This window comes from Sphingomonas profundi, from assembly GCF_009739515.1.
Lineage (GTDB): Bacteria > Pseudomonadota > Alphaproteobacteria > Sphingomonadales > Sphingomonadaceae > Alterirhizorhabdus > Alterirhizorhabdus profundi.
The window spans coordinates 2,408,432-2,422,415 of sequence record NZ_CP046535.1 but is presented as its reverse complement, the minus strand read 5'-3'; the positions used below and the strand labels follow the sequence as shown (position 1 = coordinate 2,422,415).

General features: G+C 71.9%; 12 protein-coding genes and 1 tRNA gene. 4 read left to right on the top strand and 9 right to left on the bottom strand.

Going from position 1 to position 13,984, the window contains the following annotated elements:
• Window positions 1-7: 7 nt before the first annotated feature.
• Together GNT64_RS11495 and GNT64_RS11490 are read right to left on the bottom strand one after the other, a co-directional pair.
• Complete coding sequence (locus GNT64_RS11495) at window positions 8-2,059, bottom strand: protein-disulfide reductase DsbD family protein (protein ID WP_197276961.1); 2,052 nt, start codon at window positions 2,057-2,059, stop codon at window positions 8-10.
• Between the two features lie 16 nt (window positions 2,060-2,075).
• A complete protein-coding gene (locus tag GNT64_RS11490; RefSeq protein WP_156679648.1) occupies window positions 2,076-3,413 on the bottom strand; it encodes a replication-associated recombination protein A in 1,338 nt (445 codons plus the stop codon).
• A gap of 151 nt (window positions 3,414-3,564) precedes the next feature.
• Here GNT64_RS11490 and GNT64_RS11485 point away from each other — a divergent pair, with 151 nt between their 5' ends.
• Together GNT64_RS11485 and GNT64_RS11480 are read left to right on the top strand one after the other, a co-directional pair.
• Window positions 3,565-4,146, top strand: coding sequence for a PadR family transcriptional regulator (locus GNT64_RS11485; RefSeq protein ID WP_231638965.1), 582 nt, complete (start codon window positions 3,565-3,567; stop codon window positions 4,144-4,146).
• Window positions 4,143-4,448 carry a DUF2218 domain-containing protein gene (locus GNT64_RS11480; protein ID WP_156679646.1) on the top strand — a complete coding sequence of 102 codons (306 nt, stop codon included), beginning with the start codon at window positions 4,143-4,145 and terminating at the stop codon, window positions 4,446-4,448. Before GNT64_RS11485 ends, GNT64_RS11480 begins: the two co-directional genes overlap by 4 nt.
• 33 nt (window positions 4,449-4,481) lie before the next feature.
• On the opposite strand, the gene GNT64_RS11475 is transcribed toward GNT64_RS11480, so the two are convergent.
• Complete coding sequence (locus tag GNT64_RS11475; protein ID WP_156679645.1) at window positions 4,482-5,663, bottom strand: glycosyltransferase family 4 protein; 1,182 nt, start codon at window positions 5,661-5,663, stop codon at window positions 4,482-4,484.
• A 94-nt stretch (window positions 5,664-5,757) separates the two neighbouring features.
• Here GNT64_RS11475 and GNT64_RS11470 point away from each other — a divergent pair, with 94 nt between their 5' ends.
• A complete protein-coding gene (locus GNT64_RS11470; protein ID WP_156679644.1) occupies window positions 5,758-5,976 on the top strand; it encodes a hypervirulence associated TUDOR domain-containing protein in 219 nt (72 codons plus the stop codon).
• A gap of 107 nt (window positions 5,977-6,083) precedes the next feature.
• Here GNT64_RS11470 and GNT64_RS11465 read toward each other — a convergent pair.
• The 6 genes from GNT64_RS11465 to GNT64_RS11440 all read right to left on the bottom strand — a co-directional run bounded on the left by GNT64_RS11465 (window position 6,084) and on the right by GNT64_RS11440 (window position 11,854).
• A tRNA-Lys gene (locus GNT64_RS11465) sits at window positions 6,084-6,159 on the bottom strand.
• Window positions 6,160-6,259: 100 nt separating this feature from the next.
• Window positions 6,260-7,360: a rod shape-determining protein RodA gene (gene rodA / locus GNT64_RS11460; RefSeq protein WP_197276960.1), complete on the bottom strand. Its 1,101-nt coding sequence runs from the start codon at window positions 7,358-7,360 to the stop codon at window positions 6,260-6,262.
• Window positions 7,360-9,393 carry a penicillin-binding protein 2 gene (gene mrdA, locus GNT64_RS11455; RefSeq protein WP_156679642.1) on the bottom strand — a complete coding sequence of 678 codons (2,034 nt, stop codon included), beginning with the start codon at window positions 9,391-9,393 and terminating at the stop codon, window positions 7,360-7,362. Before mrdA ends, rodA begins: the two co-directional genes overlap by 1 nt.
• A 10-nt stretch (window positions 9,394-9,403) precedes the next feature.
• Window positions 9,404-9,913 (bottom strand): rod shape-determining protein MreD, encoded by a 510-nt coding sequence (locus tag GNT64_RS11450; RefSeq protein ID WP_156679641.1) that lies wholly within the window; start codon window positions 9,911-9,913, stop codon window positions 9,404-9,406.
• A complete protein-coding gene (gene mreC, locus GNT64_RS11445; RefSeq protein ID WP_156679640.1) occupies window positions 9,910-10,794 on the bottom strand; it encodes a rod shape-determining protein MreC in 885 nt (294 codons plus the stop codon). The genes GNT64_RS11450 and mreC overlap by 4 nt, the downstream gene beginning before the upstream one ends.
• Window positions 10,795-10,813: 19 nt before the next feature.
• Complete coding sequence (locus GNT64_RS11440) at window positions 10,814-11,854, bottom strand: rod shape-determining protein (RefSeq protein WP_156681576.1); 1,041 nt, start codon at window positions 11,852-11,854, stop codon at window positions 10,814-10,816.
• Window positions 11,855-11,962: 108 nt separating this feature from the next.
• Here GNT64_RS11440 and mutL point away from each other — a divergent pair, with 108 nt between their 5' ends.
• The gene (gene mutL, locus GNT64_RS11435) at window positions 11,963-13,738 is read left to right on the top strand and encodes a DNA mismatch repair endonuclease MutL (protein ID WP_156679639.1); all 1,776 of its coding nucleotides are present in this window, start codon (window positions 11,963-11,965) and stop codon (window positions 13,736-13,738) included.
• Window positions 13,739-13,984 lie beyond the last annotated feature (246 nt).

Below are 13,984 nucleotides of genomic sequence, written 5' to 3'. Positions count from 1 at the left end.
TCTCCGTTCAGGTGGCGAGCGCGGCGAGGGTGCCGGGGGTGAGCACCTGCGGCAGCGTGACCGGCGGCTTGCCCGGCGCATAGAACAGATAGAGCGGCACGCCGGAGCGGCCCTGGCCGGCGAGGAAGCGCCCGATCGCGGCGTCGCCGCGCGTCCAGTCCCCCACCAGCACCGCCACGTTGCGGGCGGCGAAGGCGCGCGCCACTTCGGCCCGCTCGATCGCGGCCTTCTCGTTCACCTTGCAGGTGAGGCACCAGTCGGCGGTGAAGTAGACGAAGACGGGGCGCCCCGCCTGCCGCAGCGCCGCCAGCCGCTGTTCGCTGAACGGTTCGGCGGCGAGCGGGCCGCCCGCCGCGGCCGAAGCGGCGACGGCGGGCTGGCGCGGCAGTACCGCCAGCAGGGCGATGGCGATGGCGGCGGCCGGCGCCAGCGGCCACCAGCTGCCGGTGCGGCCCTTCGCCTGTCGCCGGCCGACCCACCAGAGGGCCACCGCCACCAGCAAGGCGGCGGCGAGGCCCAGGGTCATGCCGTCGACACCGGCGAGCCGGCCGAGGATCCAGGCGAGGCCCAGCGCCGTCGCGAACATGGGCAAGGAGAGGATGCGGCGGAAGCGGTCCATCCACGGCCCCGGCCGGGGCAACCGGCGGCGCAGGGCGGGCACGAAGCCGAGCAGCAGGAAGGGGAGGGCCAGGCCGAGGCCCAGGCCGGCGAACACCAGCATTGCCGCGGCCGGCGGCAGCACCAGCGCCGCGCCCAGCGCCGCGCCCATGAACGGGCCGGTGCAGGGCGTGGCGACGAAGGCGGCCAGCGCCCCCGTCCAGAAGGCACCGGCCGGGCCGGCCTTGGCCGCCAGCGCGCCGCCCGCCGCCACCATCGGCAGTTCGAACAGCCCCGCCAGGTTCAGCGCGATCGCGGCGACCAGCAGCAGCAGGAACAGGATGACGCGCGGATCCTGCAGCTGGAAGGCCCAGCCCGCCGTCTCTCCGCCGGCCCGCAGCGCCAGCAGCAGCCCGCCCAGCGCCACGCACACGAGGATCACCCCGGCGGCATAGGCGACCGCATCGATCCGCGCGGTCCGCTCGCTCTCGCCGGAGCGGGCTAGGCTGAGCGCCTTCAGGCTGAGGATCGGGAACACGCAGGGCATGATGTTGAGCAGCAGCCCGCCGAGCAGCGCGCCGCCGAGCGCGGCCAGCAGGGTGACGCCGCCGCCGCCCCCGGTCGCCTCGCCGGCGGCGGCGACCGGTTCACCGGCCGGCGGCACCGCGCCCGGCAGCGCGACCAGCGAGAGGCCGCTGTCCCGCCCGATCTTCAGCACGCCCTCGATCCGCTGCGGCACGGCGGCGCCCGGCGCGGGCTTCGTCTCGACGATCAGCGTGTCGCCGTTGCGCGTCACCGCCTGCGGCGCGGCATAGTCGATCGCGCCGTCGGTCAGCGGGAAGAAATAGGGGTCGGCCACCGCCATCGCCGCCGGCAGCGGCACGGCCAGGCGGAAGGCGCCGTTCGACGCGGCGAAGCGACCCTCGCCGCCGAGCGGGCGGGGCAGCGCCCGGCGATAGCCGTCGAACGCGGCGGTGGCGGTCGGCGCGCCGTCGCCCACCGTCAGGTCCAGCGCGATCTCGGCCTGCTCGGGCACGCAGATCTCGGCGGTGCAGGCCAGCCAGCGGGCGGTGCCGCGCAACGGCAGCTTCGTGCCTGGCGCCAGCCCGGCCGGCACCGTCAGCGCGATCAGGTGCGCGTAATCGGCTTCGTACACATAATTCATCAGGCCGGAGATCAGCAGCGGGTGCGGCACCGGATATTGCAGCGGCCCGGCGCCGACGCCGGCCGGCAAGCGCCAGTCGATCGCCGTCTCCACGCCCGAGTCGCCCGGATTCTGCCAGTAGCCGTGCCATCCCGGTTCCGGCTTCATCGCCAGCGCGATCATGGTGGTGCGGCCGGGCGCCGGCCGCGCGCTCTCGGCCAGCAGGGTCGGGCGGATATGGTGCGTGGTCTGGGCGAGGGCCGGGGCGGCGAGCAGGGCCGCGGCGAGCGCCAGAAGCCGGAGGAGGCGGATCAGCATGACGCCCCGTATAGCATCACGCCGGCGCACCGCCATTCATCCCTGCCCCGCGCCGCTCGGCCCGCAGGCCCTCCCAATAGGCCAGCCGCTCGGCAATCTTCGCCTCGAAGCCGCGCGGCGCCGGGGTGTAGAAGGTCTGCGGCGCCATCTCCCGCGGCCAATAGTCGTTGCCGGAAAAGGCGTCCGGCGCGTCATGATCGTAGCCGTAGCCCTCGCCATAACCGATCTGCTTCATCAGCTTGGTGGAGGCGTTGAGGATGGATGGCGGCGGCATCAGCGACCCCGTCTCCCGCGCCGTCCTGAACGCCGCCTTCTGCGCCACATAGGCCGCGTTCGATTTGGGCGCGGTGGCGAGGTAGAGACATGCCTGCACGATCGCGAGCTCGCCCTCCGGCGAGCCGAGGAAATCATAGGCGTCCTTGGCGGCGAGGCACTGCACCAGCGCCTGCGGATCGGCGAGCCCGACATCCTCGGAAGCGAAGCGGACGAGACGGCGCAGCACGTAGAGCGGCTCCTCGCCGGCCACCAGCATCCGCGCCATGTAGTACAGCGCCGCCTGCGGATCGGACCCGCGCAGCGATTTGTGGAGGGCCGAGATCAGGTTGTAATGCCCCTCGCGGTCCTTGTCGTAGACGGCGACGCGGCGGTGGAGCAGCGCCGCCAGCCCGGCCGGATCGAGCGGCGCCGGCAGGTCGATCGAGAACAGGGTCTCGGCCTGGTTGAGCAGGAAGCGGCCGTCCCCGTCCGCCGAGGCGACCAGCGCCTCGCGCGCCGCCGGCTCCAGCGGCAGCGGCCGGCCCTCCGCCGCCTCCGCCCGCGCCAGCAGCGTATCGAGCGCGGCGGCATCGAGCCGGTTGAGGATCAGCACCTGCGCCCGGCTGAGCAGCGCGGCGTTGAGCTCGAACGACGGATTCTCGGTGGTCGCGCCGACCAGGATGACGGTCCCGTCCTCGACATAGGGCAGGAAGCCATCCTGCTGGGCGCGGTTGAAGCGGTGGATCTCGTCCACGAACAGCAATGTCCGCCGGCCGAGCCGGGCATGATCGCGCGCCTCGGCGAAGATCCGCTTGAGATCGGCCACGCCCGAGAAGACGGCCGAGACGGCGGCGTAGCGCAGCCCCACGGCGTCGGCGAGGAGGCGGGCGATCGTCGTCTTGCCGGTGCCGGGCGGACCCCACAGCACCATCGAGGAGAGGCGGCCGGCCGCGACCATCCGGCCGATCGCGCCGGCCGGGCCGGTGAGATGATCCTGCCCGATCACCTCATCCAGCGCGCGGGGGCGCAGGCGATCGGCGAGGGGGGCGGCGGCCGTGGGCGCGGGCTCGGACGGGTCGGGGGCGAACAGGTCTGCCATGCCCCGCGATATAGGCCGTTCGACGAAAATCCGCATCGGGCGCGATGGAAGGACTTGCGCTTCGCTTATTTCAAGATATATCTCAGACATGTTCAAACACAGGAAAGACAGAACCGAAATGCGATTCTCACATCATCACCATCATCAGCGCATGTGCGGCCCGCGCGGGCGGGACGGCGGCGAAGGCGTTTTCGGCCGGCGCGGCTTCGGCGGCGGCGAGCCCGGCGGTTTCGGCGGCCCGCGTGGCGGCGGACGCCGGCGCGTGTTCGACGCGGGCGAGTTGCGGCTGGTGCTGCTGCGCCTGATCGCCGAGCAGCCACGCCACGGTTACGACCTGATCCGCGCGATCGAGGCGCGCACCGGCGGCGCCTATGCGCCGAGCCCCGGCGTGATCTACCCGACGATCACGATGCTGCAGGACATGGGCCAGATCGAGGAAGCCACCGCCGAGGGATCGCGCAAGGCCTTCGCCATCACCGGCGAGGGGCGTGCCCACCTGGAGGAGCGCAGCGACGAGGCGGAAGCCCTGCTCGCGCGGCTCGACCAGCTCGGCGCCACCGCCGCCCGCACCGACGCGGGGCCGGTGCGCCGCGCGATGATGAACCTGCGCACCGTGCTGCACCAGCGGCTGGGCGAGGACGCGGTGCAGACCGATACGCTGCACGACGTCGCCGAGATCCTCGACGAGGCGGCACGGCGGATCGAGCGGCTGGGGCGGAGCGCGGCACAATGAGCGCGCCGGCCCGCACGCTCACCGCCATCGTGCCCACCGGCAGCGGCAGCCGCTACCTCCAGCAGCTCTGCAAGCACTGGTCGCACAAGTTCGCGGTGGATTTCACCCCCGAGCATGGCACCGTCGCGCTGCCCTTCAGCACGCTGACCCTGGATGCCGACGCGGCGGCGCTGACGGTGCGCATCGCCCTCGAGGACGGCGATGCCGAAGCGGCCGAGCGGGCGAAGGGCGTGGTCGCGAGCCATCTCGACCGCTTCGCCTTCCGCGAGGCGCCGCTGCCGTTCGACTGGCAGGAGGAGTGAACCCGCGCGGCCGAGGGCGGCCGCGACGCCGGATCAGGGATTAGGCCCCAACCGTGGCGCGCGGCCGCCCATCGCGCGCTGGCGGGCGATGCGCAGATAGGTATCGACCAGCTCCTGGTTCACCCGATCCCAGCCGTAGCGCGCGCTCGCCCGCCGCCCGTCCTCGCCGACGGCGCGGCGGGTGTCCGCATTCTCGCAATAATGCTGGAGCGCGTCGGCGAAGGCGGCGACGCCGCCCGGCTGGATCAGCCGGCCGGTGACGCCGTCTATCACCAGGCTCTCGCTGCCGGTCGCGCGCGCGGCGACCACCGGCAGGCCCACCGCCATCGCCTCCAGGGTCACGTTGCCGAACGTCTCGGTGACGGAGGGGTTGAACAGCATGTCGGCCGAGGCGGCGGCGCGGCCCAGATCCTCGCCCTTCTGGAACCCGACGAAGACGGCGTCGGGCAGGCGCCGCTCGAACCACTCGCGCGCCGGCCCGGCGCCGATCACCAGCACGCGGTGGCGCACGCCGCGCCGGGCGAGCTGGTCGACCGCGTCGGAGAATACGTCGAGGCCCTTCTCCATCACCAGCCGGCCGATGAAGGCGATCACCACCTCGTCGTCGGCGATGCCGATGCTGCGGCGCCACACCATGCTGCGGCGATCGGGGTTGAAGATCTCCACGTCCACGCCGCGCGTCCAGATGCCGACATCGTAGCTCATCCGCTGATCGCGCAGCAGCTGCGCCATCGATTCGGACGGGGCGACGATCGCGTCGCAGCGGCGGTAGAAGCGGCGCAGCGTGGCCAGCATCAGCGGTTCGAGGAAGGCGAGGCCGTAGTAGCGCGGATACGTCTCGAACCGGGTATGCACCGAGGCGACGACCGGCCGCCCGTGCGCCCGCGCGAGGCTGACGGCGCGATGGCCGAGGATCTCCGGGCTGGCGACGTGGAAGATCGTGGGATCGAACGCCGCGATGTCCTTCTTCACCCGCGGCGGGATCATGATCGGCGCGCGATACTCGCCGCGGCCGGGCAGGGGGATGGCCGGCACGCCGACGACCTTGCCGACCGACGCGAAGGCCGGCGTCTCGGTGCGCGGCGAGTAGATCCGCACCGCTGCCCCTTGGCGCAGCAGATAGCCGACCAGCCGGTTCAGCGCCTGGTTCGCCCCGTCCCGCACATAGTTGTAGTTGCCCGTGAACAGGGCGACGCGAAGCTCGGTGACGTCCATCGCCGGCTCTCTAGCGGCGGCGAGGGCGAAGCGCCACTTGGAACGACGCCCGCGCCACGCGGGTTGTGGTCCTCGATCTAGAGGAGCAGCGGCGATGGCGAACAGCTTCAAGGTGGGCCAGAAGGTGACGTGGCACTGGTCCGGCAGCACGGCCGAGGGCAAGGTGGCCGAGCGGTTCGACCGCAAGGTGCAGCGCACGATCAAGGGATCGAAGATCGTCCGCAACGGCAGCAAGGACGACCCGGCCTACCTCGTCGAGCAGGAGGATGGCGGCAAGGCGCTGAAGCTGGGATCGGAGCTGAGCGGCGGGTAGCGTGCGCCACGCTGAGGAAGGGTGAGCTCTGCTTGGGGCAAGGCGATGCGTTTAACGCGGCGGGGCTGAGCTGGATTACACGAAGCGGCGCGTTGCTGGCGGGATGGTGGTGGACGCACTTGGGCTCGAACCAAGGACCCGCTGATTAAGAGTCAGCTGCTCTACCAACTGAGCTATGCGTCCGTCGCCGGCGGTCCGCCTCCGAACTTCGAGGGCGGTTGCGTTGCGAACGGCGCGGGTAGCATCGGGCTTGGGCGGTGTAAACAGGTATCATCCAAAAAACTCAGCGGCGTTCGGTGTCGCGATCGATCGCCATCAAGAGGCCGAGGCAGATCAGCACCGTCATCATCGCGGAGCCGCCGAACGAGACCAGCGGCAGCGGGATGCCGACGACCGGCGCCAGCCCCATCACCATCATCAGGTTGATCGCGACGTAGAAGAAGATCGTCGTCGCCAGGCCGGCGGAGGCCAGGCGGGCGAACTTGCCGGTCTGCCGCAGGGCCACGCGGATGCCCCAGTTCACCACCGCCAGATAGGCCACGATCAGGAACAGGCCGCCCATCATGCCCCACTCCTCCGCCATCGTCGCGAAGACGAAGTCGGTGTGGCCCTCCGGCAGATAGTCGAGGTGGCTCTGGGTGCCGTTGAGGAAGCCCTTGCCGAACAGCCCGCCCGATCCGATCGCGATCTTGGACTGGCTGATATGGTAGCCGGTGCCCAGCGGGTCGCTCTCCGGATCGAGGAAGATCAGCACGCGGTTGCGCTGATAGTCGTGCAGCGCGAAGAACCAGGCGAGCGGCGCCGCCAGCGCCAGTGCCAGCGCGCCGCCGATGAACAGGCGCAGCGGCAGGCCGGCGAGGAAGGCGATCGTCAGCCCGCCGGCCACGATCATCAGCGCGGTGCCGAGATCGGGCTGGAGCATAACGAGGAAGGCCGGCACGCCGATCAGCAGCGCGGCCGGCCAGATCGCATGCCAGCGGCGGATCTCGCCGGCCGGCAGCAGATCGTAGAAGCGGGCGAGCACCAGCACGATCGCCGGCTTCATCAGCTCCGACGGCTGGAGCCGGATGAAGCCGAGATCGAGCCAGCGCTGGCTGCCGCCGCTGACGAAGCCGAACAGCTCCACCACCAGCAGCAGCAGCACGAGAACCCCGTAGACGGGAAAGGCCACGGCCTTGATCTGCGTCTCGCGCACGCGCGACAGCATGATCGCCCCGCCGAGGAAGACGACGAAGCGCGTGCCCTGGGAGAATGCCCACGGCCGCAGGCTGCCGCCCGCCGCGGAGTAGAGCACGACGAGGCCGAAGCTGGCGATCGCCAGCACGAGCAGGATCAGGCCCCAGGGCAACCGCGCGAGCGCGGCGGGAACGACCGAGTCGCGCATCAGTCCGGCTCCTCTTCGGGTGCGGCGGCGGGCGCGGGGGCGGCAGCGGCCGGGGCGGGAGAGGCGGCGGGAGGTGGAGCGGCGGCCGGGGGCGGAGCCTCGGCAGGCGGGGGCGGGTTCGCCTCCGCCGCCTTCTTATCGCGCCAGGCGCGGCCCTGCGCGGCCATGCGCGTGGGGATGTCGCCGCCCCATTTCTCCTCCAGCGCGGCGAGCGTCGCCTGCGCGCGCGGCGCATCGAACAGGTAGGTGAGCGTATCGCGGGCGATCGGCGCCGCGGTGACGATGTGGCCGCTATGTTCGAGGATGGTCGCGCAGGCGTAGAGCGGGTTCTCCACCGGCGCGAAGCACACGAACAGCGAGTGATCGCGCATCCGCCACGGCGTCGCGGCGTCGCTGAGCACGCCGGTGCGCCGCTCGGCCATGGTGATGCGGCGGACCTGGGCGGTGCCCGTCTTGCCGGCAAGGAGGACGTTCGGCACCTGCATGCGGGCCGACCCGCCCGTGCCGCCGCCGTTGACGACGCCGCTCATCGCCTCGCGGACGATGGCGAAATGCTCGGGCGGCACGTCGAGCGCGGGGGCGGCCGCGCCCGGCCGGCCGCCGAGCAGGCGCGGCGACACCTCGCGGCCGGAGGCGAGACGGGCGGCCATCACCGCCAGCTGGAGCGGGTTCACCAGCGTATAGCCCTGGCCGATGCTGGCGTTGATCGTGTCGGCGATCGTCCAGTTCGTCTTGTATTTCCGCAGCTTCCAGGCCGAGTCCGGCACGGTGCCGTAGCGTTGCGAGGCGACCGGCAGCGCATATTCGGCGCCCAGCCCCATCCGCCGCATCATCGTCGCCAGCGCGTCGATGCCGATGCGGCGGACCATCGTGTAGAAGTAGATGTCGCAGCTCTGCATGATCGCATGCTTCATATCGAGCGCGCCGTGGCCGCGCCGCTTGTGGCAGTGGAACACGTTGCTGCCGAGGCGGTACTGGCCGGTGCAGACGACCTGCTCGTCCGGCGCGATGCCGGCGTTCAGCAGCGCCAGCGCGTTCATCGGCTTCACCGTGGAGCCGGGGGGATAGAGCCCGCCGAGCACCTTGTTGACGAGCGGGTGGTGATCGTTGGAGGAGAGCATGTCCCACTCGCTGTGGCTGATCCCGTCCGAGAAGCTGTTCGGATCATAGGCCGGCATCGACGCCATCGCGAGCAGGTCGCCGCTGCGACAGTCCATCACCACCACCGATCCGCTCTCGTTGCCGAGGCGGCGGGCGGCATAGTCCTGGAGGCCGGCGTCGATCGTGAGGTGCAGCGTGCGGCCCGCCACGTCGGGTCGCGTCTCCAGATCGCGGACGAGGCGGCCGCGCGCCGTCACCTCGCTGCGCTTGGCGCCGGGACGGCCGCGCAGCAGCGGCTCCATCGTCTTTTCAAGACCTTCCTTGCCGATCTTGAAACCGGGCGTGATGAGCAGCGGATCGTGCGTCGCCTCATAATCCTTGGCGGAAGCGGCGCCGACATAGCCGCACAGATGGCCGACGGCGGCGCCCGTCGGGTAGAAGCGGGAGTAGCCGCGCGCCGGCGCCACGCCGGCGAGATCGGGCAGCCGCACGCTGACGGCGGCGAAGCGATCATAGTCCAGCCGCTCCGCCACCGGCACGGGCTGGTAGCCGGCGGCCTTGGCCAGCTCCTCGCGGATGCGCTCCATCTCCTCGTCCGGCAGCGAGAGGATGCGCTGGAGTGCCGGCAGCACGCGATCGGGATCGTGCAGCTGATCGGGGATCAGATCGACGCGGAAATCGGTGCGGTTGATCGCGATTGGCCGGCCGTGGCGATCGACGATCCAGCCGCGCCGCGGCGGGATGAGGATCAGCTGCACGCGGTTGCTCTCGGCCATCAGCCGATAGCGTTCGTTCTGCGCGATCGAGAGCCAGGCCATGCGCCCGGCCAGCACGCCGCCCACGGCCAGTTGCGCCCCACCCAGCACCAGCGCGCGGCGCGTGAAGGTGAAACCCTGGGCGTGTTCGGTAACGATGCGGGGCGGCCGCCTCATGCTCGCGGCATTAGCGCCTCAGCCGCCAGCGGTCGAGCATCGCGCAGAGCCGCACGACGGCGGGAAAGCAGAAGATGGCGACGAGCGCCTGCGCGCCGACGCCGGCGAACGCGCTCTCCCCGTAGAGGAAGCGGGCGATCCACCAGCCGCCGATCACGCAGAGGGCGATCAGCGCGGTGGCGACGCCCCATTCCACCCAGTAATCCCGCCAGATCAGCCGATCGTCGATCATGTCGAGGACGAGGAAGCCGCTGGTCCACAAGGTCGTCGCGGTGCCGAGCGGGTGGCCGCCGACGAGATCGTCGAACAGGCCGAGCGGCAGCGCCACCCACGCATGCCACAGCTCCGGCCGCAGCAGGCGCCAGCCCAGCAGCATCAGCAGGCCGGTGGGCGGCAGCACCGGCGCCGTGGCGACCAGCGGCAGCGCCTGCAGCAGCGAGGCGGCCATCGTCGAGAGAACCGGCACCGCCCGCGCGCGCGGTGGCAGCAGGCGCGGGCGGGCGGCGTCGTCGATGCTCATTTCGCGGGCGTCTTGGCGGGCGGCGGCGGGGGTGGGACATCCGGCTGGAACACGCCCAGCACCGTCGCATAATCGAGCCGGGCGGGGTCGGCGAGCGGCCAGGCGGTGGCGACATCCCCGTTCACCGCCGTGACCACCGCAACCGGGATGTCCGGCGGGAAGACGCCGCCGGTGCCCGAGGAGAGCGCGATGTCGCCGCGGCGGAACGGCGTGGCCCCGGCGATCAGCGCGCGCAGCTCGATCCGTCCGTCGCCCTTGCCGGTCGCCAGCGCCGCCACGCCGCTGCGCGCCAGCCGCACCGGCACGGTGCTGCCGCTGTCGGTGAGCAGCAGCACGTGGCTGGCGATCCGCCCGGTCGCGACGACGGTGCCGACGAGCCCCTCCGGCGAGCGGACCGGCTGGCCGGAGCGAACGCCGTCGCCGGCGCCGGCATGCAGCACGGCCAGGCGGCGGGGGCTGGTGGCGGTGGAGGAGACGATGCGGGCGACGGCAATCGTGCCCGGCGCATCCTGGGTGAGCCGCAGCAGCCGCTTGAGCCGGCGGTTCTCGAAGTCGAGCGCCCGCGCCTCCACCAGCCGGCCGCGCGCCGCATCCAGTTCCGTCCTGAGCGCGCGGTTCTGGCTGGCGGCGTCGAAATAGGCGGCCACGCCGTCTCCCGCCGAGGAGAGCGTCATCACCACCGCGCGGCCGGCGGCGGAGAGCGGCGCGGTGGCATCGATCGCGGCGCCGCGCAGCAGGGCGAAGCCCGCCGGATCGAGCCGGGCCGAAAGGATCAGGCCGAGCCCGCCGAGCAGCCCCAGCACCGCGACGACATACCCCGCGAACAGGCCGTACTGCGCCCGCCGGGAGAAACCGGGACGCCGATGGGGAGGCGTCGCCACGGCGCCGGCGCCTTGATCCTCAGGCGGTCTGCAGCACGCCGCGGAAGACGGGCTCTTCCAGCGCGCGCCCGGTGCCGAGCGCGACGCAGATCAGCGGCTCGTCGGCGACGGTGACGGGCAGGCCGGTCTCCTCGCGCAGCACCTCGTCCAGCCCCTGCAGCAAAGCGCCGCCGCCGGTGAGGACGATGCCCTGATCGACGATATCGGCGGCCAGCTCCGGCGCGGTATTCTCCAGCGCGATGCGCACGCCCTCGACGATCGCGGACACCGGCTCGCTCAGCGCCTCGGCCACCTGCGCCTGGTTGATCGTGATCTCCTTGGGCACGCCGTTGACGAGATCGCGGCCCTTGATGTGGATCGTCTGGCCGCGCCCGTCCGCCGGCATCTTGGCGATGCCCATCTCCTTCTTGATCCGCTCGGCCGTGGCCTCGCCGATCAGCAGATTGTGGTTGCGGCGGACGTAGGAGGAGATCGCCTCGTCCATCTTGTCGCCGCCCACGCGCACGCTGGTGGTGTAGGCGAGGCCGCGCAGCGACAGCACGGCGACCTCGGTGGTGCCGCCGCCGATATCGACGACCATCGATCCGATCGGCTCCGTCACCGGCATGCCGGCGCCGATCGCGGCGGCCATCGGCTCCTCGATCAGCCACACCTGCGATGCGCCGGCGTTGGAGGCGGCATCGCGGATGGCGCGCCGCTCCACCTTGGTGGAGCCGGAGGGGACGCAGATCACGATCTCGGGCCAGCGGGGGAAGCGGCGCTGGCCGTGCACCTTCTGGATGAAGTGCTTGATCATCTGCTCCGCCACGTCGATGTCGGCGATCACGCCGTCACGCAAGGGGCGGATCGCCTCGATCGTGCCCGGCGTCTTGCCCAGCATCAGCTTGGCGTCCTCGCCCACAGCGCGGACCTTCTTCATCCCGTCGAGCGTCTCGATCGCCACCACCGACGGCTCGTTCAGCACGATGCCGCGCCCGCGCACGTAGACGACCGTGTTGGCGGTGCCGAGATCGATCGCCATGTCGTGCGACATGAATTTGAACCAGCGCGTGAAGAACATCGAATCGCCCGTCTTGTGGTGCAGCATCGCGGCCCACGCCCTAGCGCTGCGTCAGGAAAAGGTGAATGGCGGTCGCGGGAGGCCGTCGCTTGGGCTAGAGGATGTGCCATGTCAATACGCCGGCTCCCGCCGCATCTGGTGAATCGCATTGCGGCCGGCGAAGTGGTCGAAAGGCCGGCCAGTGCGCTGAAGGAGCTTGTCGAGAACGCGATCGACGCCGGCGCCACGCGCATCGCGATCGGCCTCTCCGAAGGCGGGCTGGCGCGCATCGAGGTGACGGACGACGGCTGCGGCATGGCGCCGGACGAGATCGCGCTGGCGCTGGAGCGGCACGCCACCTCCAAGCTGCCCGATGCCCTCCTGGTGGATGGCGCCATCGAGTCGATCGGCACGCTGGGCTTCCGCGGCGAGGCGCTGCCCTCGATCGCCAGCGTGGCGCGCATGACGATCGAGAGCCGGGTGCGCGGGGCGGACGGCTGGCACCGCATCGTCGACAACGGCGCGCTGGCGGGGGAGGGCCCGGCGGCGCTGCCCCCGGGCACACGCATCCGCATCGCCGACCTGTTCGCGCGGGTGCCGGCGCGGCGCAAGTTCCTGCGATCGGCCCGCGCCGAATATGCCGCCTGCGTCGACGTGGTGAAGCGGCTGGCGATGGCGCGGCCGGAGATCGGCTTCACCCTGGAGCATGACGGCCGCCGCGCGATCGCCGTGCAGCCGGCCGACAGCCGGGCGGAACGGGTGGCGGCGCTGACCGACCGCGCGCTCGTGGAGAACAGCGTCGCGCTCGATCATGTGCGGCAGGACGTGCGACTCGGCGGCGTGGCCGGCCTGCCCACGTTCAACCGCGGCGTGGCCGATCATCAGTATCTGTTCGTCAACGGCCGGCCGGTGCGCGACCGGCTGCTGGTGGGGGCGGTGCGCGGCGCCTATCAGGACATGCTGGCGCGCGATCGCCACCCGGTGGTCGCGCTGTTCGTCGATCTGCCGGGCGCGGACGTGGACGTGAACGTGCATCCGGCCAAGACGGAGGTGCGCTTCCGCGATCCGGGGCTGGTGCGCGGGCTGATCGTCGGCGGCCTGCGCGCCGCGCTGGACGCGGCAGGACACCGCAGCGCGCAGCAGCCGTCGGCCGGGTCGCTCGGCCTGTGGCAGCGCGGGCCGGTAGGGGGCGCGGCGCCGCCGCCTCGCCCGCCGTCCTACGCCGCCGGCCCGCCCGCGCAGTCGGCCGTGTGGGACGGCAGCCACGCCTACGCCCCGATGGCGCGCGCCGAGCCGGCGAGCGCGCCGCCGCCCGACGCGCACGACCATCCGCTGGGCGTGGCGCGCGGGCAGGTGGCGGCGACCTACATCGTCGCCGAGGCGGACGACGGCCTCGTCCTCGTCGATCAGCATGCCGCGCACGAGCGGCTGGTGCTGGAGCGGATGCGCCGCGCCCTGGCCGAGGGCGGCGTGCCGGCGCAGGCGCTGCTGCTGCCCGAGGTGGTGGAACTGGACGAGCCCGCCTGCGACAGGCTGGAGGCGCGCGCCGGCGAACTCGCCGAGCTGGGGCTGACGCTCGATCGCTTCGGCCCGAAGGCGATGCTGGTGCGGACGACGCCGGCGATGCTGGGCGCGGGCGACGCGCGCGGCCTCGTCACCGACCTCGCCGACGATCTCGCCGCCTATGACGAGGCGCTGTCGCTGCGCGAGCGGCTCGATCATGTCGCGGCGACGATGGCGTGCCACGGTTCCGTGCGGGCGGGCCGCATCCTCTCCGTCGGCGAGATGAACGCCTTGCTGCGCGAGATGGAGGTGACGCCCCATTCCGGCCAGTGCAACCACGGCCGGCCGACCTGGGTGAAGCTGGACGCACGCAACCTGGCCAAGCTGTTCGGCCGCGAATAAGTCGTCGTGGCCATGTGCGAAGGCGACGGCCCTGCCGGCCGCGTGATCGCCCGGCATGACCGGCGCCCGCGTTGATCCCGCCGGAGCGCGTGGTACAGGCCATCCGTGGCGACCCGTCGGGCGAGCATCCGGCACCCGGATGATCGAGCGGATCATGCGGCGGGCGACCCTCCTCCACCTCTTGAGAGTTCAGAATGGCGTTCTACCCAGGAAATCTCGCGAGGATCGATGTCATGCAGTGGCTCG

Coding starts and splice junctions, on each gene's coding strand:
- GNT64_RS11495 (WP_197276961.1), bottom strand. CDS start 2,059: ATGCTGATCCGCCTCCTCCGGCTTCTGGCGCTCGCCGCGGCCCTGCTC.
- GNT64_RS11490 (WP_156679648.1), bottom strand. CDS start 3,413: ATGGCAGACCTGTTCGCCCCCGACCCGTCCGAGCCCGCGCCCACGGCC.
- GNT64_RS11485 (WP_231638965.1), top strand. CDS start 3,565: ATGTGCGGCCCGCGCGGGCGGGACGGCGGCGAAGGCGTTTTCGGCCGG.
- GNT64_RS11480 (WP_156679646.1), top strand. CDS start 4,143: ATGAGCGCGCCGGCCCGCACGCTCACCGCCATCGTGCCCACCGGCAGC.
- GNT64_RS11475 (WP_156679645.1), bottom strand. CDS start 5,663: ATGGACGTCACCGAGCTTCGCGTCGCCCTGTTCACGGGCAACTACAAC.
- GNT64_RS11470 (WP_156679644.1), top strand. CDS start 5,758: ATGGCGAACAGCTTCAAGGTGGGCCAGAAGGTGACGTGGCACTGGTCC.
- rodA (WP_197276960.1), bottom strand. CDS start 7,360: ATGCGCGACTCGGTCGTTCCCGCCGCGCTCGCGCGGTTGCCCTGGGGC.
- mrdA (WP_156679642.1), bottom strand. CDS start 9,393: ATGAGGCGGCCGCCCCGCATCGTTACCGAACACGCCCAGGGTTTCACC.
- GNT64_RS11450 (WP_156679641.1), bottom strand. CDS start 9,913: ATGAGCATCGACGACGCCGCCCGCCCGCGCCTGCTGCCACCGCGCGCG.
- GNT64_RS11440 (WP_156681576.1), bottom strand. CDS start 11,854: ATGTTCTTCACGCGCTGGTTCAAATTCATGTCGCACGACATGGCGATC.
- mutL (WP_156679639.1), top strand. CDS start 11,963: ATGTCAATACGCCGGCTCCCGCCGCATCTGGTGAATCGCATTGCGGCC.